The sequence below is a fragment of the Streptomyces sp. NPDC016845 genome (genome assembly GCF_044332585.1).
Taxonomy (GTDB): Bacteria; Actinomycetota; Actinomycetes; order Streptomycetales; family Streptomycetaceae; genus Streptomyces.
Genome location: NZ_JBIRPI010000017.1, coordinates 66,966 through 86,142 on the forward strand (window position 1 = coordinate 66,966; position 19,177 = coordinate 86,142).

17 protein-coding genes are annotated in these 19,177 nt (G+C 71.7%); 9 read left to right on the plus strand and 8 right to left on the minus strand.

The window, feature by feature from the left end; all coding sequences use genetic code 11:
- Positions 1–259: 259 nt before the first annotated feature.
- Positions 260–1,555, minus strand: a complete 1,296-nt coding sequence (gene fahA / locus ACH4RC_RS30275) for a fumarylacetoacetase (RefSeq protein ID WP_398206564.1) — start codon at positions 1,553–1,555, stop codon at positions 260–262.
- 135 nt (positions 1,556–1,690) lie between these two features.
- Between fahA and ACH4RC_RS30280 the strand changes: the two genes are divergently transcribed.
- From ACH4RC_RS30280 to ACH4RC_RS30295, 4 genes are all read left to right on the plus strand, one after another.
- Complete coding sequence (locus ACH4RC_RS30280; protein ID WP_398206565.1) at positions 1,691–2,959, plus strand: ATP-grasp domain-containing protein; 1,269 nt, start codon at positions 1,691–1,693, stop codon at positions 2,957–2,959.
- Positions 2,956–4,224 carry an FAD-dependent oxidoreductase gene (locus tag ACH4RC_RS30285; protein ID WP_398206567.1) on the plus strand — a complete coding sequence of 423 codons (1,269 nt, stop codon included), beginning with the start codon at positions 2,956–2,958 and terminating at the stop codon, positions 4,222–4,224. The genes ACH4RC_RS30280 and ACH4RC_RS30285 overlap by 4 nt, the downstream gene beginning before the upstream one ends.
- A gap of 137 nt (positions 4,225–4,361) precedes the next feature.
- The gene (locus tag ACH4RC_RS30290; RefSeq protein WP_398206568.1) at positions 4,362–4,805 is read left to right on the plus strand and encodes a hypothetical protein; all 444 of its coding nucleotides are present in this window, start codon (positions 4,362–4,364) and stop codon (positions 4,803–4,805) included.
- An 85-nt stretch (positions 4,806–4,890) separates the two neighbouring features.
- Complete coding sequence (locus tag ACH4RC_RS30295; RefSeq protein WP_398206569.1) at positions 4,891–5,694, plus strand: HAD family hydrolase; 804 nt, start codon at positions 4,891–4,893, stop codon at positions 5,692–5,694.
- A gap of 379 nt (positions 5,695–6,073) precedes the next feature.
- Here the strand turns inward: ACH4RC_RS30295 and ACH4RC_RS30300 are convergent, their stop codons facing one another.
- Positions 6,074–8,080 (minus strand): CocE/NonD family hydrolase, encoded by a 2,007-nt coding sequence (locus ACH4RC_RS30300; protein WP_398206571.1) that lies wholly within the window; start codon positions 8,078–8,080, stop codon positions 6,074–6,076.
- A gap of 90 nt (positions 8,081–8,170) precedes the next feature.
- Complete coding sequence (locus ACH4RC_RS30305; RefSeq protein WP_398206572.1) at positions 8,171–9,673, minus strand: peptide MFS transporter; 1,503 nt, start codon at positions 9,671–9,673, stop codon at positions 8,171–8,173.
- Between the two features lie 247 nt (positions 9,674–9,920).
- On the opposite strand from ACH4RC_RS30305, the gene ACH4RC_RS30310 reads away from it, so the two are divergent.
- From ACH4RC_RS30310 to ACH4RC_RS30325, 4 genes are all read left to right on the plus strand, one after another.
- On the plus strand, positions 9,921–10,931 hold the full coding sequence (locus ACH4RC_RS30310) for a polyprenyl synthetase family protein (protein ID WP_398206574.1): 1,011 nt from the start codon (positions 9,921–9,923) through the stop codon (positions 10,929–10,931).
- A 189-nt stretch (positions 10,932–11,120) separates the two neighbouring features.
- Complete coding sequence (locus tag ACH4RC_RS30315; RefSeq protein WP_398206575.1) at positions 11,121–12,335, plus strand: outer membrane lipoprotein carrier protein LolA; 1,215 nt, start codon at positions 11,121–11,123, stop codon at positions 12,333–12,335.
- 74 nt (positions 12,336–12,409) lie between these two features.
- Positions 12,410–13,348: an ABC transporter ATP-binding protein gene (locus tag ACH4RC_RS30320; RefSeq protein WP_398206576.1), complete on the plus strand. Its 939-nt coding sequence runs from the start codon at positions 12,410–12,412 to the stop codon at positions 13,346–13,348.
- A complete protein-coding gene (locus ACH4RC_RS30325) occupies positions 13,335–14,246 on the plus strand; it encodes an ABC transporter permease (protein ID WP_398206577.1) in 912 nt (303 codons plus the stop codon). Before ACH4RC_RS30320 ends, ACH4RC_RS30325 begins: the two co-directional genes overlap by 14 nt.
- 6 nt (positions 14,247–14,252) lie before the next feature.
- Here ACH4RC_RS30325 and ACH4RC_RS30330 read toward each other — a convergent pair whose 3' ends face one another.
- The 5 genes from ACH4RC_RS30330 to ACH4RC_RS30350 form a co-directional block, all read right to left on the minus strand.
- The gene (locus ACH4RC_RS30330) at positions 14,253–14,837 is read right to left on the minus strand and encodes a flavodoxin family protein (protein WP_398206578.1); all 585 of its coding nucleotides are present in this window, start codon (positions 14,835–14,837) and stop codon (positions 14,253–14,255) included.
- Positions 14,838–14,933: 96 nt separating this feature from the next.
- Positions 14,934–15,896: a M28 family metallopeptidase gene (locus tag ACH4RC_RS30335; RefSeq protein WP_398206580.1), complete on the minus strand. Its 963-nt coding sequence runs from the start codon at positions 15,894–15,896 to the stop codon at positions 14,934–14,936.
- A gap of 217 nt (positions 15,897–16,113) precedes the next feature.
- Entirely contained in the window at positions 16,114–16,563 is a 450-nt protein-coding gene (locus ACH4RC_RS30340) for a VOC family protein (protein ID WP_398206582.1), read from the minus strand.
- A 57-nt stretch (positions 16,564–16,620) separates the two neighbouring features.
- A complete protein-coding gene (gene rarD / locus ACH4RC_RS30345; RefSeq protein WP_398206583.1) occupies positions 16,621–17,604 on the minus strand; it encodes an EamA family transporter RarD in 984 nt (327 codons plus the stop codon).
- A gap of 175 nt (positions 17,605–17,779) precedes the next feature.
- On the minus strand, positions 17,780–18,637 hold the full coding sequence (locus ACH4RC_RS30350) for an SDR family oxidoreductase (RefSeq protein ID WP_398206585.1): 858 nt from the start codon (positions 18,635–18,637) through the stop codon (positions 17,780–17,782).
- A 99-nt stretch (positions 18,638–18,736) separates the two neighbouring features.
- Here ACH4RC_RS30350 and ACH4RC_RS30355 point away from each other — a divergent pair, with 99 nt between their 5' ends.
- Positions 18,737–19,111, plus strand: coding sequence for a winged helix-turn-helix transcriptional regulator (locus ACH4RC_RS30355; RefSeq protein WP_398206586.1), 375 nt, complete (start codon positions 18,737–18,739; stop codon positions 19,109–19,111).
- Positions 19,112–19,177: the final 66 nt, after the last annotated feature.

Consider the following 19,177-nt stretch of genomic DNA (forward strand, 5'->3'; position numbering starts at 1 on the left):
CCGGCCCCGGTGGAGTCTCGTACGCGGTCTGCGGCGGGCGTGGCAGGGACGATAGCCGGGGTGGGGGCGGGTGGTGTTGCTGTTGTGTTGCGGCACCAAGTGCCTGCGGCGGTTCGGCTGTGACCTGCGGGGTTGTGGCGCGGGTGGGGTGGTTGTGCCACCCGCGCCGGGGTGCGGGTCGTGCCTGTGCGCCGTGGGGGGTGGGGTGCGTTCGCGGGTGACTCGTCCGCTGTGGTGGCTCGCGCGGTTCCCCGCGCCCCTAGGGGGCTGTGATTCTGCCCGTCACCTCGCCCAGGGCCACCCGGGTGCCTCCCGGGCCCGGGGCCCAGGCCGACAGGGTCACCACGTCGCCGTCCTCCAGGAAGCCGCGCTTGCCGTCGGGGAGTTCGAGAGGCTGCCGGCCGTTCCAGGTCATCTCGATGAGCGAGCCGCGTTCGTGTGCGCCGGGTCCGCTGATGGTGCCGGAGCCGTAGAGGTCGCCGGTGCGCAGGGAGGCGCCGTTGACGGTCATGTGGGCGAGCATCTGGGCGCCCGTCCAGTACATGCCGGAGAACGGGGGCTCGGAGATGGTGTGGCCGTTGAGGGAGACCGTGATGCGCAGGTCGTAGCCGGCGGGGGCGAGGGAGGGGTCGCCGTCGTCCAGGTAGGGCAGGAGCGGGACGGTGCGCGGCGGCGCGGGTACGCGGGCCTCGTCCAGGGCGTCGAGCGGCGTGATCCACGCGGAGATCGAGGTCGCGAAGGACTTGCCCAGGTGCGGGCCGAGCGGCACCGTCTCCCAGGACTGGATGTCACGCGCCGACCAGTCGTTGAGCAGGCAGACGCCGAAGACGTGGTCGCGGTAGGCGGACAGCGGCACGGCGGTGCCCTGCGCGGAGGGCACCCCGACCACGTAGCCGACCTCCGTCTCGATGTCGAGGCGGAGCGAGGGGCCGAAGACCGGGCCCGGATCGGACGGTCCCTTGCGCTGGCCCGACGGGCGGACGACGTCCGTCCCCGAGACGACGACGGTGCCGGCGCGGCCGTGGTAACCCACCGGCAGGTGCTTCCAGTTGGGCTTCAGGGGCTCCTCGTCGGGCCGGAAGAGGCGGCCGAGGTTCGAGGCGTGGTGCTCGGAGGCGTAGAAGTCGACGTAGTCCGCGACCTCGAAGGGGAGGTGCAGCGTGACCTCGGAGAGCGGGCGCAGGAAGGGCAGGACGGTGGGCCGGTGGGCCGGTTCCGTCAGCCAGGACATCAGCGCGCCGCGCACGTCCGTCCAGGCCGTACGGCCCGCCGCGAGGAGCGGGTCGAGGGTCGGTGCCGACAGGAGCGCGGCGTGCGGGGAGCCGAGGGCCTGTGCCGCCGCGCCCGCGTCGAGGACGTGATCGCCGATGCGAACGCCGACCCGGCGCGCACCGGCGGGTCCGTCCGCGCTGTCGGAGAAGACGCCGTCGGAGGGGGCGCCGTCGGAGGGGGCGCCGTCGGAGAAGACGCCGTAGGGAAGGTTGTGCGGGCCGAAGGGGTCGCCCTCGGGGAGGTCGAGCGGGGTGTGCTCGGACGTGCCAGCCATGCCGGTCATGCCTGCTTTCCTCACTTTCCATCGCGTGCGGATCACGTTACGGGGGAGACGCGGGTTCCGGGCAGGGCCCGAGGAGCGCGGCATGACCGGATCGCCCGGTGCGGGAGGAGGCGTCTTCGGTCTAGCGTCGCGCTCATGACGCCGCCGCCCGACGCTCCCGTCCTGGACCGGGACGTGCCGGGCCTGATCGTCAAGTTCGGCGCCTATCCGCTGCACCACGGAGGCGTGGGTGCCATCCGCAGTCTGGGCCGTCTCGGCGTGCCCATGTACGCGATCACCGAGGACCGGTGGACGCCCGCCGCCGCCTCCCGCTATCTGCGCGGCGCTTTCCCGTGGCGGACGACCGGGACGGAGGAGCCCCGGTACCTGGTGGACGGCCTGCTGCGCGTCGCGCGCCGCATCGGGCGGCCGACCGTGCTGATCCCCACGGACGAGGAGGCGGCCGTCGTCGTCGCCGAGCACCAGGGGCCGCTCGCCGCCGCGGGATATCTCTTCCCGCGCGTGGAGCGGACGTTGCCGCGCCGACTGGCCAGCAAGCAAGGGCTGTACGAGCTGTGCGGGGAGCACGGGGTTCCGACGCCGGAGGCGGTGTTCCCCCGCAGCCGTGCGGAGGTAGAGGAGTTCGCCGGGCAGCCGGACCGCTTCCCGGTCGTCGCGAAGAACCGCGAGGCGTTCACGCGCCGCAGCGAACCGGCGGTGAACGGGACGACGCTGATCAGGACCCCCGCCGCCCTGCGCGGACTCGCCCGGACCTGGGGCGAGCGGCCCGGCGTGATCCTCCAGGAGTACCTGCCGCGCGAGGACGCCGAGGACTGGATCGTGCACGCGTACGTCGGCCGGGACGCCACGCCCCGCGCCCTGTTCACCGGAGTCAAGATCCGCTCGTGGCCGCCGTACGCGGGGATGACGGCGCACGCGTACGGCGTCGGCAACCCCGTGCTCGCGGATCTCGTCATGCGCTTCGTCAAGCAGCTCGGCTTCGTCGGGATCATCGATCTCGACCTGCGTCTCGACCGGCGCGACGGCCAGTACAAACTGCTCGACTTCAATCCGCGGGTGGGGGCGCAGTTCCGGCTGTTCGAGACCGACGCGGGAGTGGACGTCGTCCGCGCCCTGCACCTTTCGCTCACCGGCCGCGACGTGCCGCCGGCTGAACAGCGGGCGGGCAGGCGGTACATGGTCGAGAACATCGACCTGCCGGCCCGGATCGCGTACCGGCGCGGCGCCCGCGTCACGCCGGTACGCGATCCGGGCCGCGCGCGCTGCACGGAACTGGCCTGGTGGGCGGCGGACGACCCGCGCCCGTTCGTCACGATGCTCGCCCGCTCCGCGGGTCCGGGGGCGCACCACCTCCGCCGGCTCTGGCGGACCCACCGCGCCGCCCGTCCGGGAGGGACCCGGTGAGCCGACCGGTGGCCGTCATCGGCGCGGGCCCCTACGGCCTGTCCACCGCCGCCCATCTGCGGGCCCGCGGCCTCCCCGTCCGCGTCTTCGGCGACCCGATGGAGAGCTGGCGCGCGCACATGCCCGAGGGCATGATCCTCAAATCCGTCCCGGCGGCATCGAACATCGACGCGCCGCGGCGCGGTCACACCCTCGGCGACTTCTGCGCGGCGACGGGCATCGAGCGCCTGGTCACGGACGAGGACCTGATCCCCGCCGAGGTGTTCACCGCGTACGGGGACTGGTTCGGGCGCACGCTGGTGCCCGGCGTGGAGCGCGTGCGTGTCGTCTCCGTGGAGCAGCGGGCCCGTACCGGATTCGAGCTCCGGCTCGACTCGGGCGAGCGGTTCACGGCCCGCGCCGTGGTCGTGGCCACCGGCCTGTCCGGCCTGGCGCATGTTCCGCGAGAGCTGGGGCCGGTGGGATCGGTGAATCCAGTGGAGCCGGTGAATCCAGTGGGGTCGGTGGGGTCGGTGGAGCCGGTGGGGGCGGTGGAGCCGGTTGGATCGCTGGGGCCGATCTCGCACAGCGCACACCACCACGACCTGTCCCGTTTCGCGGGGAAGGAGCTGCTCGTCGTCGGGGCGGGCCAGTCCGCCCTGGAGACGGCGGCGCTCGCGGCCGAGGCCGGGGCGGACGTACGGGTGGTGGCGCGCGGCCGGGGCCGGGTGCGGTTCGGGGCGCCGCCGTGGGAGCAGCCCCGGTTCCGGCCGTGGACGCCGTTCGGGCGAGCGTGGTCGTTGTACGCGCTGACGTACTACCCGCACCACTACCGCCGACTGCCGCCGCCGGTACGCCACTTCCTGACCCGCCGCGTCCTGGGACCCCTCGGTGCCTGGTGGCTGCGCGAGCGGTTCGAGGGGAAGGTGGCGGTGCGGGACGTCGCCGCCGTCGAGGGAGCTACCGTCGCGGGCGGCGCCCCCGTCCTCACCGTCCGCACCCACGACGGCCGTCGCGAGGATCTCTTCGCCGACCACGTGATCGCGGCTACGGGCTACCGCGTCGACCTGGCGGCCCTGCCGTTCCTCGGCGACGGGCTGCGCGCCCGGATCGCCGTCAGCCGGGGGTCCCCGCGCCTCGGCGCCGGGTACGTCTCGTCCGTCCCCGGGCTCTACTTCACGGGCCTGCTGAGCGGATCCTCGTACGGTCCGCTGATGCGGTTCGTGTGCGGCACGGCGTTCGCGTCACCGCGGCTGACGCGGCACCTGGCGGCCGCACACGGGTGAGACGCCCCCGGCGCTCGGCCCCCACGGACGGGGCGCCCTCGGGTCGGCGGTGCGCTCGGCGATGACGCGGGGGCCGTCGGGGATGTCGTACTGGTAGATGCCGAAGCACCACATCTATTACGCACGGGAGCGATGCAGTGGAAAGGAGACTGCGGCGGAAGCTTCGCGAGCGCCGCGAGCAAGCGGCCCTGGAGGTCGTCGAGGCGAGACTGGGCGGCCTGCGGACCGGTGGCGCGCTGCCGCCCGGCGGGGAGCCGGAGTGGGTGCGCGCGGCGATCGACCGGTCGCAGTCGGTCCGCACGGAGCCGGACGAACTCCTGCCCGAGGACGCCCCGCCGCACGAACTCGACGCCTGGATCGAGGGCTTGCTCGCGGCGCACGGGGTGACGGGAACGCTCTACGTGGCCAGCCATGTGCCCCTGCGGCCCTGGCTGGAGTGCACGGCCCCCGCGACGGGCTGGACGGCGCGGCTGCGGGACGCCGTCGAGGAACCCTGGATGTTCCTGTCGGAGTCGCTCGACCGGCTCGTGATCGTCTCCGAGGCGGAGTACTTCTACGAGGCGTACGTCAGCCCTGTCTGACCGGCGCGGGCCCCATTACCACACCCGCCCCACCCGACCGGTACTCGACGGCCCGCGGTGTCGGAGTGTCCGTATTCTTCGGATCATGGCCGCTCCCGCATATGCCCTCATCGCCACTGACCTGGACGGAACGCTGCTGCGCGGCGACGACACGGTCTCCGACCGCACCCGGGCCGCACTCGCGGCAGCCGGCCGGGCCGGGGCCCGGCACATCGTGGTGACGGGGCGGCCCGCGCCCCGCGTCCGCCCGCTCCTGGACGACCTCGGCGGGGCCGGGCTCGCCGTGTGCGCGCAGGGCGCGCAGCTCTACGACGCGGCGAGCGGGCGGCTGTTGTGGTCGCTGACGCTCGACCGCGAGCTGGCCGAGCAGGCGCTGGGGAAGATCGAGGCGGAGGTCGGCCAGGTCTTCGCGGCGGTCGACCAGGACGGCGTCGACGGCCTCACCCTCATCGAGCCGCAGTACCTCATGCCGCACCCCACGCTGCCCGCCGTCCGGGTCGGCCGCCGCGCCGACCTGTGGGCGGAGCCGATCAGCAAGGTGCTGCTGCGCCACCCCGGCCTGGGCGACGACGAGTTGGCGTCCGTGGCCCGCGCCGCGGTCGGCCCGCTCGCCTCCGTCACCATGTCGGGCCCCGGCACCGTCGAGCTCCAGCCGCGCGGCGTGACCAAGGCGACGGGGCTGAGCCTGGCCGCCCGGAGCCTCGACGCGGGCCCCGGCGACACGGTCGCTTTCGGCGACATGCCGAACGACGTCCCGATGTTCGGCTGGGCGGCGCGCGGCGTGGCCATGGCCAACGCGCACCCTGAACTCAGGGCTGTCGCCGACGAGGTGACGGCGTCGAACGAGGAGGACGGGGTGGCCGCGGTCCTGGAGCGGCTGTACGGATAGCCGCCCACGCCCGGACGCGCACCCCGCCGTCCCCGCACCCGGTTGCTGACCCCGCCGTCTCGGCGCCCGGATGCGCGTCCCGCCGTTTCCGTGGCCGGTTGCGCATCCCGCCGTTTCCGTGGCCGGTTGCGTACCCCGCCGTTTCCGCGCCCGGTTGCGCATCCCGCCGTTTCCGTGGCCGGTTGCGCATCCCGCCGTTTCCGTGGCCGGTTGCGCACCCGGCCGTTTCCGTGGCCGGTTGCGCACCCCGCCGTTTCCGTGGCTGGACGCGCACCCCGCCGTTTCCGTGGCTGGACGCGCACCCGGCCGTCTCCGAGCCCGGGCGCGCACCCCGCCGTATCCGCGCCCGGATGCTCACCCGCCGTCTCCGACCGGATGCTCACCCCGCCGTCCGCGGAATCCTCTTCTCCCACGTCCGGTGGAACACCACCTCGCCCCCGTCCCGGCACAACACCTCACTCGTCGTGACGAACTCGTTTTCCGTGCAAGCGATTTCGGAGCGGGTCCGCACCGTCGCGTCCCACGCCAGTTCCGGCCGGTGGAGCCGGATCGACCAGTCGGAGCGGGTGCGGGCGGAGAGCGGGTCGTCCTCCTGGATGGTGTACGTCTCCAGGGCGTCCTCGGTGAATTCGAGGCCGTCGGGGTAGACGCGGGTGCCGCCGTAGCGGGGGTCGACCTCCAGGTGCCATTCGCCCTTGGCGACGTCGCGGACGACGAGGCGCTCGGGGCGCGGCTCGTCGAGGGAGGCGGGGTGGACGACGCCGAGCGGCTCGGACTGCTCGGGGTCGCCGAAGGAGATGACGCCGCCGAGTTCGCCGCCCCGTACCGGGAGTTCGAGGGTGCTGCCCGCCGGTTCCAGGGTGAAGCCGTTGGCCGATCCCGGCTGGGGCCAGATCCAGGGCCAGTAGACGGAGGAGACGGCGAGGCGGATGCGGTGTCCGGCGGGGAAGGTGTGGCCGATGCCGTTCAGCTCGAAGGTGACGTCCTCGGTCGTGCCGGGCAGCCAGGGGACGGACGCGGCGCGGCCGTGGCGCGAGCCCAGGTTGAGGACGCCACGCGTGACCAGGGTGGAGGAGCCGTCGGGGGCGATGTCGCAGAGCCGGGCGATCACCTGCCCGCGCGGGACCTGGCTGGTGACGCGGGCAGTGACGCGCGGCCGGCCCAGGACCCGTACGTCGTCCTCCACCTCGAACTCGAAGCAGGCCGACTTCGCGTCCTCGTCGCGCTGGTCGGGCGGCAGGTCCGCGTCGTTGCCGAAGGGGAAGAAGCGGCCCGCGTCGAGGCCCGTCTGCTGCGGGGAGCGGACCTGGACGGGGCTGCCCTGGAGGGCGTAGGTGACGGGGGAGACGTTCGGCGAGGGCCAGGCGGGGTCGCCGACCCAGTGGCCCGGCAGCTCCTCGTAGACCGTGGCGGGCGGGTGGGAGTCGCTGATCCAGGAGCGGAGTTTGGGCTCCGACATGACGCCCGTACTGTCGTCGCCCTTGAGCCAGTGGTCCCACCAGCGCAGGGTCTCCTGGAGGAAGCCGATCGCCGGGCCCGGCGGCAGGCCCCGGTCCGGGTACTGGTGCGACCAGGGGCCGATGATGCCGCGCACCTGGTTGTCGGGGAGCGCTTCCACGAGGCGGAGGACCGTGTCGCGGTACGGGTCGTGCCAGCCGCCGACCGCCAGAACGGCCGCCTTGATCGCGGAGTAGTCCTCGCAGACGCTGCCGTGGCGCCAGTAGCCGTCGCGGGTCTGGTGGGTCAGCCAGGTGTGGATGAACGGTTCGACGGCCTCCAGGCGGTCGGTCCACATCTGGCGCCAGTGGTCGCCGACGAACACCGGGTCGGGCGGGCGGGAGACGAACGCGAGCATGGTCGCCGCCCACGCGTGCATGTCGACGGCGAGGACGGAACCTCCCATGTAGTGCACGTCGTTGTCATAGCGGTCGTCCGTACTGCACACGGTGACGATCGCCTTGAGCGGCTCGGGCGCGAGGGCCGCGATCTGCAGGGAGTTGAACCCGCCCCAGGAGATGCCGAACATGCCGACCTTGCCCGACGACCACTCCTGCTCGGCCAGCCAGTTCACGACCTCGACGCCGTCGCTGAGTTCCTGCGCGTCGTACTCGTCGCCCGGCATGCCCTCGGAGTTGCCGTGCCCGCGCACGTCGACGCGGACGGAGGCGTAGCCGTGGCCCGCGTACCAGGGATGGCGCTGCCAGTCGCGGGGCGCCGTCCAGTCGGAGAGCCGGTAGGGCAGGTATTCGAGGAGGACCGGCACCGGTTCGTCGGTGACCGGCCGCCAGACGCGCGCGAAGAGCGTCGTCCCGTCCGAGAGGGGTACGCGGATGTCCTCGCGCACCGTCCCGTACGGGAATGTCGTCTGGATCTTCGGAGTACTCATGGCAGAACCTCTGTGGCGTCGGTGGGGGGCGTGGCCTCGGTTGCCTCGGTGGCGTCCGGTGTCTCTGGGGCGTCAGGTGTCCCGGGAGCGTCAGTGAACTGGGTGCATGGTGCGGCGCAGCCAGGGCGCCAGGGTGATGACGGCGACCCCGACGGCGACGGCGACCGCGCCGTTGACACCGAAGTAGGCGGGGTTGGACACCTCGCCGTAGAGCTTCACGGTCTGGGCCTGGATGCCGTTGGCGAGGGCGAGCGAGAGGAACCAGAGGGACATGGTCTGGCTGGCGAAGGCCTGTGGGGCGAGCTTCGTCGTGGCCGACATGCCGGAGGTCTCCACGAGGATGTCGCCGAGCCCGAGCAGCAGGTAGGAGCCGACGATCCACCAGACGGCCATCTTGTACGTGTCGCCGCTGTGCCCGGCGGTCGGCAGGACCATGAGCAGGAACGACAGGCCGCCGAGGATCACCCCGAACGCGATCTTGTTGGAGGCGTGCGGCTGGCGCCGTCCCATCCGCGCCCACACCCCGGCGACCACGGGCGCGAGGGCGACCTCGAAGGCGCCGAGCGCGGAGGCGTACCAGCCGGCCGGGAAGTGGAAGCCGAGGATGGACGTCTCGGCGTTGGTGGAGGCCAGCAGGATCATGGTCGAGTAGGCCTGGAAGAGGATGAAATTGAAGGCCACCGACGCGATGAAGAGCACCAGGTAGGGGCGGAGCCGCCCGCGCTCCTCGGCGGTGACGCGCGGGCTGCGGAACATCACCGTGAAGTACACGACGGGCGCGATCACCGAGATGACCGTGAGGCAGTCCACGAAGCGGTCCATGGTCAGCCAGCCGACGGAGGCGAGCAGCACGGCGAGGGCGGCCACCACGACCACGCCCACGACGATCAGGCGCACCGCGCGCCGCATCCCCTCGGGCGCCAGCCGGTATTCGGCGGCGTGCTTGCGCCCGGCCAGGTGACGCCGTCCGGCCACGTACTGGATCAGGCCGAGCGTCATGCCGACGGCGGCGGCCGAGAAGCCCCAGTGCCAGCCCTTGTGGTCGCCGAGCCAGCCGGTGATCAGCGGCCCGGCGAAGGCGCCGATGTTGATCCCCATGTAGTACAGCGCGAAGCCGGCGTCGCGGCGCTGGTCGTCGGTGCGGTAGAGCTTGCCGACCATCGAGGCCACGTTCGGCTTGAGCAGCCCGGTACCGGCGCTGATCAGGCCGAGCCCGACCCACGTCATCGCGGCGGTGGGCACCGCCATCGAGTAGTGGCCGCAGGCGATGAGGATGCCGCCCCACAGCACGGCGCGGTACGAGCCGAGGATCCGGTCGGCGAGCCAGCCGCCCGCGACGGATACCAGGTAGACGAGCGTGCCGTAAGCCGCCGAGACCGAGGCGGCGGTCCCGGCGTCCATGCCCATGCCGCCGTGTGCGACGGTGTCGGCGAAGAACAGCACGAGGATGGCCTGCATGCCGAGGAACGAGAACCGTTCCCAGACCTCCAGGCCGGACAGCGTGAGCAGGCCGCGCGGCTGCCCGAAGAAGGCGGTGTCGTCGCCCGGCGGCGGCTGAGCACCGGGTTCGGTGGTGTCGCTGGTGCGGGACAAAATACGTACTCCCGGTCGTATGGGCTGATCAAGAACATACCGGGGGTGCCCTGCGGCCGCCTGGCCCGGGTTGTCCGGGCGGGCGCCCCCTGTGATCGAAACGCGACCGGATACGCTGACTTGAGTGATGGCAGCGACACATCGACAAACCGTGTCATCGACCGAGTGAAGACCGAATGATCGACCGAGTGATCGACCGAGTTCGCCATGTGAGCGTCGTGATCGTCAGCAGACAGGAGAACCTCTCGTGACCGTCGTCGGGACTTTCGGTCTTAGCGTGCGGGACCAGGCTCTCGAAGCCGATGTCCAGGCTGGATTGACGGCTGTCGAGGAGGGGCTGCTCGAGGCGACCAAGAGCGAGGTCCCCTTCATCACCGAGGCCGCCCAGCATCTGGTGCGGGCCGGCGGCAAACGCTTCAGGCCGCTGCTCGTGACGCTCGCCGCCCAGTTCGGCGACCCGTACGCGCCGGGCATCGTGCCCTCCGCCGTCGTCGTCGAGCTGACCCACCTCGCGACGCTCTACCACGACGACGTGATGGACGAGGCGGACGTGCGCCGCGGCGTGGAGAGCGCCAACCAGCGCTGGGGCAACTCGGTGGCCGTCCTGACCGGTGACTTCCTCTTCGCCCGCGCCTCGCACATCCTCGCCGACCTCGGCCCGGACGCCGTCCGCATCCAGGCCGAGGCGTTCGAGCGCCTGGTCACCGGCCAGATCCTGGAGACCGCGGGCCCGGCCGACGGCCGCGACCCGGTCGACCACTACCTGGACGTGCTCAGCGGCAAGACGGGCTCGCTCATCGCCGTGGCCTGCCGCTTCGGCGCCATGATGTCCGGCGCCGACGAGACGGTCGTCGACGTCCTCACCCAGTACGGGGAGCGGCTCGGCGTCGCCTTCCAGCTCGCCGACGACGTCCTCGACATCGCCTCCGACTCCCACGAGTCCGGCAAGACCCCCGGCACCGACCTGCGCGAGGGCATCCCCACGCTGCCGGTCCTGCGCCTGCGCGAGCGCGCCCGCCTCCTCGGTCTGCCCGAGGACCAGGCCCTCGTCGACCTCCTCGACTCGGACCTCTCGGACGACGCGAAGCTCGCCGAGGCGATCTCCCGGCTCCGCGTCCACCCGGCCCTGGAGCAGGCCCGCCGCGACACCGTGCGGTACGCGCAGGAGGCCCGCGCCACCCTGAACCCGCTGCCGGAGTGCAAGGCGAAGGCGGCGCTCGTCGAACTCTGCGACGCGGTGGTGCACCGGGCGGGCTGAACCCTGAGAGGGCGGCGCCCGGTGTCATCCCATAGGCGTACCCGGAGTTGATCCCGCGGTCTGACGCTTCGTGGTGGCCGGTTTGGTCAGATTGGGTACACCACTCCTTACCAATCCGGGTGAGAATGGCGGCTTGGGGTGGACGAGTACGCAGGGCGCCGCCGCCGAAGACGGAGGTAGGGCATCAGCATGGCATCGTACGAATCCGAAGACAGGCAGGGCGCCGGGCGACGCAAGCTGGCGCGGTACGCGGTCCCCGTGGCCGTCGTGGGGGTGGCGGCGGCGACGATCGGCCTCGTCCCGGCGCTCGCCGACTCGGGCGACCCGGATCTGCCGAAGATCACGGCCCAGGAACTGATCGAGAAGATAGCCAAGTCGGACACCGAGCGGCTGTCCGGCACCATCAAGATCCACACGGACCTCGGCCTGCCGTCGCTCGGCGGCGTGGCCTCGGGCCTGACCGGCGGGAACGGCGGCAGCGGCGACAAGGGTTCGGCATCGGCCGACCCGCGCGAGAAGCTCACCGAGCTGGCGACCGGCACGCACACCCTCCGCGTCGCCGCGGACGGCGAGAACCGCCAGAAGCTCTCGATCCTGGACGACGCGTCCGAGTACAGCGTGATCCACAACGGCGCGGACGTCTGGGCGTACGACAGCGGGTCGGACCAGGCGTACCACGCGAAGACGGAGCAGACGGCCGGTGACGACCGGGCGAAGAAGCAGTCACCGGACGTCCCTGCGACACCGAAGCAGCTCACGGACGAGATCCTGAAGGCGTCCGCCGACACCACGTCGTTCACGGTCGACGGCACGGCGCAGGTCGCGGGCCGTGACGCGTACCGGCTGCAGATCAAGCCGAAGCAGTCGGGGTCGACGGTCGGCGCGATCACGGTCTCCGTGGACGCGAAGACCGGTACGCCGCTGAAGTTCACGCTGACCCCGGCGGGCGGCGGGGCGGCGGTGGTCGACGCGGGCTTCACCAAGGTCGACTTCGCGAAGCCGTCCGCGTCGACCTTCGATTTCAAGCCGTCGCAGGGCACGAAGGTCACCGAGGCCGACGACCTGCCGCGGCGGGACCACCCCGGCCGGACCGGCCGGGCCCCGAGCGCCGCCGACCTCGACGGACTGAACGTGATCGGTGAGGGCTGGACCACGGTCGCCGAGCTGAAGCTGCCCGGTGACGCCGCCGGAGCGGCGGGCCTGGCCTCCGGCAACGCACCGAGCGGCATGCCGGCCGAGGCGCAGGGCTTCCTGAACTCCCTCGGCGACAAGGTCTCGGGGAAGTTCGGCTCCGGCACGGTCTACTCGACCCGCCTGGTGAACGTACTGATCACCGAGGACGGGAAGGTGTACGCGGGCGCGGTCACCAAGTCCGCGCTGGTGAAGGCGGCCGACGCAGGCTGACACGACGGCGGCGGGGCAGTGGCGGGGGGCCGGCGCACACGGTCCCCCGCCACCGCACGTGACAGGGGAGGGGCATGGCGCCGGTCATCGAGACCCGGGAGCTGACCAAGCGGTACCGGGGCGGCCAGCTGGCGGTCGACCGGCTGAGCCTGACCGTCCCGGAAGGCGCCGTCTTCGGCTTCCTCGGGCCGAACGGCTCGGGCAAGACCACCACCATCCGCATGCTGATGGGCCTCATCGAGCCGACCGCGGGCACCGCCCGGGTCCTCGGCCGGCCGATGCCGCGCGCCACCCGCGCCGTCCTGCCGCACGTCGGCGCCCTCATCGAGGGCCCGGCCCTGTACGGCTTCCTGAACGGCCGCGACAACCTGCTCCGCTACGACTCGGCGGACCCGACCGCGAACCCCCGCACCCGCAAGGCGAGGGTCGCCCAGGCCCTTGACCGGGTGGGCCTGACGGCCGCCGCGGCCAAGAAGGCCAAGGCGTACTCGCTCGGCATGAAACAGCGCCTGGGCCTGGCCGCGGCGCTGCTGCAACCCCGCCGCCTCCTGGTCCTGGACGAGCCGACGAACGGCCTGGACCCGCAGGGCATGCGCGAGATCAGAACGCTCATCCGCGAACTGGCGTCGGACGGCACCACGGTCTTCCTCTCCTCCCACCTCCTGGACGAGATCGAACAGGTCTGCACGCACGCGGCGGTGATGGCACAGGGCCGCCTGCTGACACAGGGGCCGGTGGAGGAACTGTCGGCGGGAGCACGCGGAAAGCTCCGCGTGACGACCCCGGACCCGACGGACGCGGCCCGCGTACTGAAGGAACAGGGCATCACGGTCCTGGAGACGACGGACACGGGACTGACGGCCGACCCCCCGCCGCCCGGCACGGAACTGTCGGACCTGAACACGGCACTGGTCGCCGCGGGCGTCCGGGTGCGCGGCTTCGGCGTGGAACGGGCGTCGCTGGAGGACGCGTTCGTGGCCCTGACAGGAGAGGGTTTCGATGTCGCGGGCTGAGACGGCTGAGACGGCTGGGACGGCTGGGGCGGTGCTGGGGGAATCGCGGCCGAACCCACTCTGGACACTGGGCCTGCTGCGCAACGAGCTGACGACGACCCTGCGCCGCTGGCGGACGCTGGCGCTGCTCGCGGTCCTGGCGGGCGTGCCGGTCCTGATCGGCGTGGCGGTGAAGATCGAGACGAGCGACGGCTCGTCGATGGGCGGAGGCGGCCCCGAGGGCGGCGGCCCGGCGTTCATTGCGCAGATCACGAACAACGGCCTGTTCCTGGTGTTCACCGCGCTGGCGGCGACGCTCCCGTTCTTCCTGCCGATGGCGGTAGGGGTGATCGCGGGCGACGCGGTGGCGGGCGAGGCGAACGCGGGAACGCTCCGCTACCTCCTGGTGGCCCCGGCGGGCCGCACCCGCCTCCTCCTCACGAAGTACGCGACGACGCTGGCGTTCTGCGTGCTGGCGACGCTGGTCGTGGCGGTATCGGCACTGATCACAGGAGCGGTCCTCTTCCCCCTGGGCGACGTGGTGACGATCTCGGGCACGAGGATCACCTTCGCCGAGGGCCTGTGGCGAGCGCTGCTGATAGCCCTGACGGTGGCGGCCTCACTGATCGGCATAGCAGCGCTCGGCCTCTTCGTCTCGACCCTCACCAGCAGCGGCATCGCGGCGATGGCGACAACGGTCGGCCTGCTGATCACGGTCCAGATCCTGGACCAGATCCCGCAGCTGGACGCATTGCAGCCGTACTTCTTCTCCCACCACTGGCTGTCGTTCGCGGACCTGATGCGCGACCCGGTCTACTGGGACGACCTGCTGAAGAACCTCGAACTCCAGGCGCTGTACGCGGCGGTGTTCGGCTCGGCGGCGTGGGCGCGCTTCACGGCGAAGGACATTTCGGCGTAGGGGCGACTACTCCTCGTACGGGAAGCGGGCGAGCGGCGCCTCCTGTGCGAAGAACGTCTTGGCGCGGGCCAGCGCCTGCGTGTCCCCGCGTACGTCGCCGGGCCTGCTGCCGTTGCCGAGGAGCACGCCGCCGAAGCGCATGCCCATGTACGCGGCCGAGTTGCGCAGGGTGCCGGTCAGCGGGCCGGCGACGACCTCCTCCTCGTGGGCGAGCGCGGTCACGCCCCACAGGGTGCGTCCGGCGAGGGTGGCCTTGAAGTCGACACCGGGGGTGCGCAGCCAGCCCGACCAGTAATCCAGGTACCGCTTGGTGGAGGCGGAGACCGAGTACCAGTACAGCGGCGACGCGATGACGATGTCGGTGGCGGCGAGCGTGGCGTCGAGCAGCAACGCGACGTCGTCCCCGTGCGGCCGTACGTGGTCGGAGTCGTGCCGCAGATCCTCGAAGTCGGGCAGCGGGTGTGCGGCCAGGTCGATCCATCGCTGCTCGGCGTCGGAGGGCAGTTGCTCGGCGGCGGCGCGGGCGAGGATCTCGGTGTTGCCGTCGCCGCGGCTGCTGCCGAGCACGAACAGGAACTTGCGGTCGGACATGGCTTTCCCCCAGCGCGATCACTGACGCGGCGATGTACTTGCGCATGCAGTATATGCACACGCAAGTACCTCGCGGAAGGGGTGCTTCGCCGGGTGCTACTGGGCCAACTCCCAGACGGCGTAGGCGATGGCGTCACTGTTGCGGTCGAGGGCGGTGGTGTCGATGTTCGTGGACCGGTCGCAGGACGAGTGGTAGCAGGGGTCGAACGCCCTGCCCGCGGTGCCGCCCCACTTCTGCGCCTGGGCGGTGGTCTTGTAGTAGTCGGCGCCGCTGAACAGCCCGCCGACCGGAATCCCGGCGTTCTTGAACGGGGCGTGGTCGGAGCGCCCGTCCCCCTCGGTCTCTATCTCGGTGGGGATGCCGAGCCCGGCGTAGTAGTTCTTGAACACCTTCTCCAGGGCGGGATCGTCGTCGTAGACGAAGTAGCCGGGGTTGGGCGAGCCGATCATGTCGAAGTTCAGGTAACCGGCGATCCGCGACCGGTCGGCGAGGGCCAGGGAACTGACGTAGTTCCGCGACCCGACCATCCCCAGCTCCTCGGCGCCCCACCAGGCGAACCGCAGATGCTTCGTCGGTTTGAACTGGGCGCGGGAGACGGCGAGCGCGGTCTCCAGGACGGCGGCGGACCCGGAGCCGTTGTCGTTGATGCCGGGGCCCGCGGTGACGCTGTCCAGGTGGGCGCCGGCCATGACGACCTGGTTGGTGTCGCCGCCGGGCCAGTCGGCGACGAGGTTGTAGCCGGTGCGGCCGCCGGACGTGAACTGCTTGACGGACGTGGTGAACCCGGCGGCGTCCAGCTTCGCCTTCACGTAGTCGAGGGAGGCCTTGTAGCCCGGGCGGCCGTGGGCGCGGTTGCCGCCGTTGGCGGTGGCGATGGACTGGAGGGAGGTGAGATGGGCCTTGACGGAGGCGACGGGTATGTCCGGGGCGGCCAGCGGGGCCGGGTCCGGGGCCGGGGCCGCGCCTGCCGGGCCGGTGCCTGTGCCGATGAGGGTGGCGGCGGTGAGGAGGGCTGCGGCGGTGAGCCGCGCGCGTATGCGTCTGGGGTGCAGGGGCATGTGGGGGCTCCTGGTTCCTGTTTTGGGTGGCCCGATGGTCCTGGGGGCCCGACGTACGGTCAAGAGCGGATTCTGGTCACCGGTGTCCGTATACCGGGCGGGCCGGGCCTGAGGTCGGGGTATCGGCTTCGGCTGGGCCGAGCAGGTGACCGGGATTGGGCCCGGCCCCGCCCCACCACCCGACGGACCGCGCTCTGCACCACCGCCCACCCCGCGCTCACTGCACGCAGAACTCGTTCCCCTCCGGGTCGGTCATCAGTACCCAGCGCCCCCCGCGCTCCTCCACATCCCGCACCACCCGCGCCCCCAGCCCCACCAACCGCTCCGCTTCGGCGTCCCGCGCCTCCGCCCCGACATGCACATCGATGTGCAGCCGGTTCTTGCCGGACTTGGCCTCGGGCACCCGCTGGAACAGGATCCGCCGCCCGAGCCCCGTCCCGGTCTGCTCGTCGACCGGGTCGTCGGGGTGGCGGACGGCGACGAGGTCGCGGAAGGCGAGCCGCCCCCACCGCTCCACGGTCTCCGCGGGACGCACGGCCCCGAACCCGAGGAGCCGTTCGATCAGCGCGGAGTTGTCCTCGATCTCGTAACCAAGTGCAGCGCCCCAGAACTCCACCTGAGCATGCGGATCACCGGCATCGACGACGAGCTTCCAGTCAAAGGTCATGGCCCACTTATAGAAGGCATGTAGGCCACCGGCCGACCTAATCGGCACGAAGCCGGCCTATTTCAGACGAACCTCGACCTCACCAGCCGCCTCGACAGGCCCCGCCGCCACAACCCGCGCCCGCGCCAACGCCACCCGCCCAGCCCGAGCGGAGCGCAACGCGTCCCAGGTCAGCACCGCCAACGCCAACCACACCAGCCCGAACCCGGCCCACCGCTCCACCGGCATCGCCTCATGGAAGTAGACGATCCCGAGAAGGAACTGGAAGACGGGCGCGAGGTACTGGAGCAGCCCGAGCGTGGACAGCGGCACCCGGATCGCCGCAGCGCCGAAGCAGACGAGCGGCACGGCGGTGACGAGCCCGGTGGAGGCGAGCAGCGCGGCGTGCCCGACGCCTTGCGACCCGAACGTGGAGCCTCCCTGCGCGCCGAGCCACAGCAGATACCCGAGCGCGGGCAGGAACTGGATGGCTGTCTCGGCGGCGAGGGATTCCAGCCCGCCGAGGTTGACCTTCTTCTTGACGAGCCCGTACGTGCCGAAGGAGAAGGCGAGGACGAGCGAGATCCAGGGCGGCTGCCCGTACCCGATCGCGAGGACGAGAACGGCGAGCAGCCCGACCCCCACGGCTACCCATTGCGCGGTCCGCAGCCGCTCCTTGAGGAGGAGGACGCCGAGCGCGATGGAGACGAGGGGGTTGATGAAGTAGCCGAGGGACGCCTCGACGACGTGCCCGGAGTTCACGGACCAGATGTAGACGCCCCAGTTGACGGTGATGACGGCGGCGCCGAGCGCGACGAGCCCGAGCCGCTTGGGCTGCCGCAGCAGCTCACGCGCCCACCCCCACCGGCGTACGAAGAGCATGGCGACACCGACGAAGGCGAGCGACCAGACCATCCGGTGCGCCAGGATCTCCACGGACCCGGCGGGTTTGAGCAGCGGCCAGAAGAGGGGGACGAGCCCCCACATCCCATAGGCGGCGAAGCCGTTGATCAGCCCCGAACGAGCCTCGCTCTTCTTCGCAGCGACCGAACCGTCCCGCACGGACCCTCCTCATGACACTGGCCGGCAGCCCCGCGGCGGCCACAAGCAAGGTAGCGCCGCGGGCCCGCCGCTGTCATGCCCGTATCGCCATACGGTCCTGACGGAAGGCCCCGTCACTGCGAGGCATCCTCACTGCGAGGCCCGTCACTGCGTGGCCCGTCACTTCAAGGCCCCGTCACTTCAAGGCGTCGGCGATCGCGTCGGCAACCGGAGTCGTGGGGCGCCCGATGAGCCGGGCCAGATCCCCGTTCCGCCGGGCGAGCAGCCCCTGCTCGATGGCGGTGTCGACCCCGACGAGGATCTCGGCGAACGGGGCGGGCAGCCCGGCGCCGAGCAGCACCTCGAGGTTCTGCTCGGGCGTCACGGCCCGGTAGACGACGTCCTTCCCGGACTGCTTCGCGACCTCGGCGGCGTACTCGGCGAGCGACCAGGCGACGTCCCCGCTCAGCTCGTACGCCCGGCCCTCGTGCCCCGCACCGGTGAGGACGGCGACGGCGGCGGCCGCGTAGTCGGCGCGCGAGGCGGAGGCGATCCGGCCCTCGCCGGCGGAGGCGAGAACGGCGCCGTGCTCGAGGGCGACGCCGAGGTTCCCGGTGTAGTTCTCGTGGTACCAGCCGTTGCGCAGGAACGTGTGGGGCAGGCCGGAGTCGAGGATCGCCTGCTCGGTGACCTTGTGCTCGTCCGCGAGCGCGAAGTCGGCGTCGGGCCCGCCGAGAATGCCGGTGTAGGCGAGGGAGGCCACGCCCGCGGCCTTGGCGGCGTCGATCACGGCCTGGTGCTGCGCGGCGCGCCGCCCGACCTCGCTGCCGGAGATCAGCAGCACCTTGTCGCCGGCGCGGAACACCTCGCTCAGCGTCTCGGGCGCGTTGTAGTCGGCGACGCGCAGCTCGACCCCGCGGTCCGCGAGAGTGGCGGCCTTCTCCTTGTCGCGCACGACGGCGGCGACGTCCCCGGCGGGCACGCCCGCGTCGAGCAGCCCTTCGACGACGAGGCGGCCGAGGTGGCCGGTGGCTCCGGTGATGACGAGGCTCATGACGGTTATCTCCTGTACAGCCCAGTTGCGTGCTTCTTTCCTCACCGTAAGACCGGCACTGTCATTTAGAAAGTACCCACTTTGAAGTAAGGTACTGGCATGAAAGTGAGTGCCATCGATGTCGACTGTCCCCAGCGCCTGGTCCTGGAGCACGTGACCAGCCGGTGGGGTGTGCTCGTACTGCTCGCGCTGGAGGAGCGGTCGTTCCGCTTCAGCGAGCTGCGCCGGGAGATCGGCGTGGTCAGCGAGAAGATGCTGACGCAGACGCTCCAGACGTTGGAGCGCGACGGGATCGTGCACCGTGACGCCAAGCCGGTGATCCCGCCGCGCGTCGACTACTCGCTGACGGCGCTCGGCAGGGAGGCGGCGGCGCAGGTGCGTGCGCTCTCGGACTGGACGGACCGCCGCATGGCGGACGTGACGGAGGCGCGCGAGCGGTACGACGAGGCGCGGGCGGCGAAACCCACCGCCTGACAGCGACGGAGAAGGGCCCGGACGTAAAGCGAGCGTCCGGGCCCTTCTCCGTATCCGCGTCCGAGG

Excerpts from the sequence above, each read along its gene's own strand:
- ACH4RC_RS30315 (WP_398206575.1), top strand. The coding sequence starts at position 11,121 with ATGGCATCGTACGAATCCGAAGACAGGCAGGGCGCCGGGCGACGCAAG.
- ACH4RC_RS30330 (WP_398206578.1), bottom strand. The coding sequence starts at position 14,837 with ATGTCCGACCGCAAGTTCCTGTTCGTGCTCGGCAGCAGCCGCGGCGAC.
- ACH4RC_RS30325 (WP_398206577.1), top strand. The coding sequence starts at position 13,335 with ATGTCGCGGGCTGAGACGGCTGAGACGGCTGGGACGGCTGGGGCGGTG.
- fahA (WP_398206564.1), bottom strand. The coding sequence starts at position 1,555 with ATGACCGGCATGGCTGGCACGTCCGAGCACACCCCGCTCGACCTCCCC.
- ACH4RC_RS30355 (WP_398206586.1), top strand. The coding sequence starts at position 18,737 with ATGAAAGTGAGTGCCATCGATGTCGACTGTCCCCAGCGCCTGGTCCTG.
- ACH4RC_RS30280 (WP_398206565.1), top strand. The coding sequence starts at position 1,691 with ATGACGCCGCCGCCCGACGCTCCCGTCCTGGACCGGGACGTGCCGGGC.
- ACH4RC_RS30335 (WP_398206580.1), bottom strand. The coding sequence starts at position 15,896 with ATGCCCCTGCACCCCAGACGCATACGCGCGCGGCTCACCGCCGCAGCC.
- ACH4RC_RS30320 (WP_398206576.1), top strand. The coding sequence starts at position 12,410 with ATGGCGCCGGTCATCGAGACCCGGGAGCTGACCAAGCGGTACCGGGGC.
- ACH4RC_RS30295 (WP_398206569.1), top strand. The coding sequence starts at position 4,891 with ATGGCCGCTCCCGCATATGCCCTCATCGCCACTGACCTGGACGGAACG.
- ACH4RC_RS30340 (WP_398206582.1), bottom strand. The coding sequence starts at position 16,563 with ATGACCTTTGACTGGAAGCTCGTCGTCGATGCCGGTGATCCGCATGCT.
- ACH4RC_RS30300 (WP_398206571.1), bottom strand. The coding sequence starts at position 8,080 with ATGAGTACTCCGAAGATCCAGACGACATTCCCGTACGGGACGGTGCGC.
- ACH4RC_RS30350 (WP_398206585.1), bottom strand. The coding sequence starts at position 18,637 with ATGAGCCTCGTCATCACCGGAGCCACCGGCCACCTCGGCCGCCTCGTC.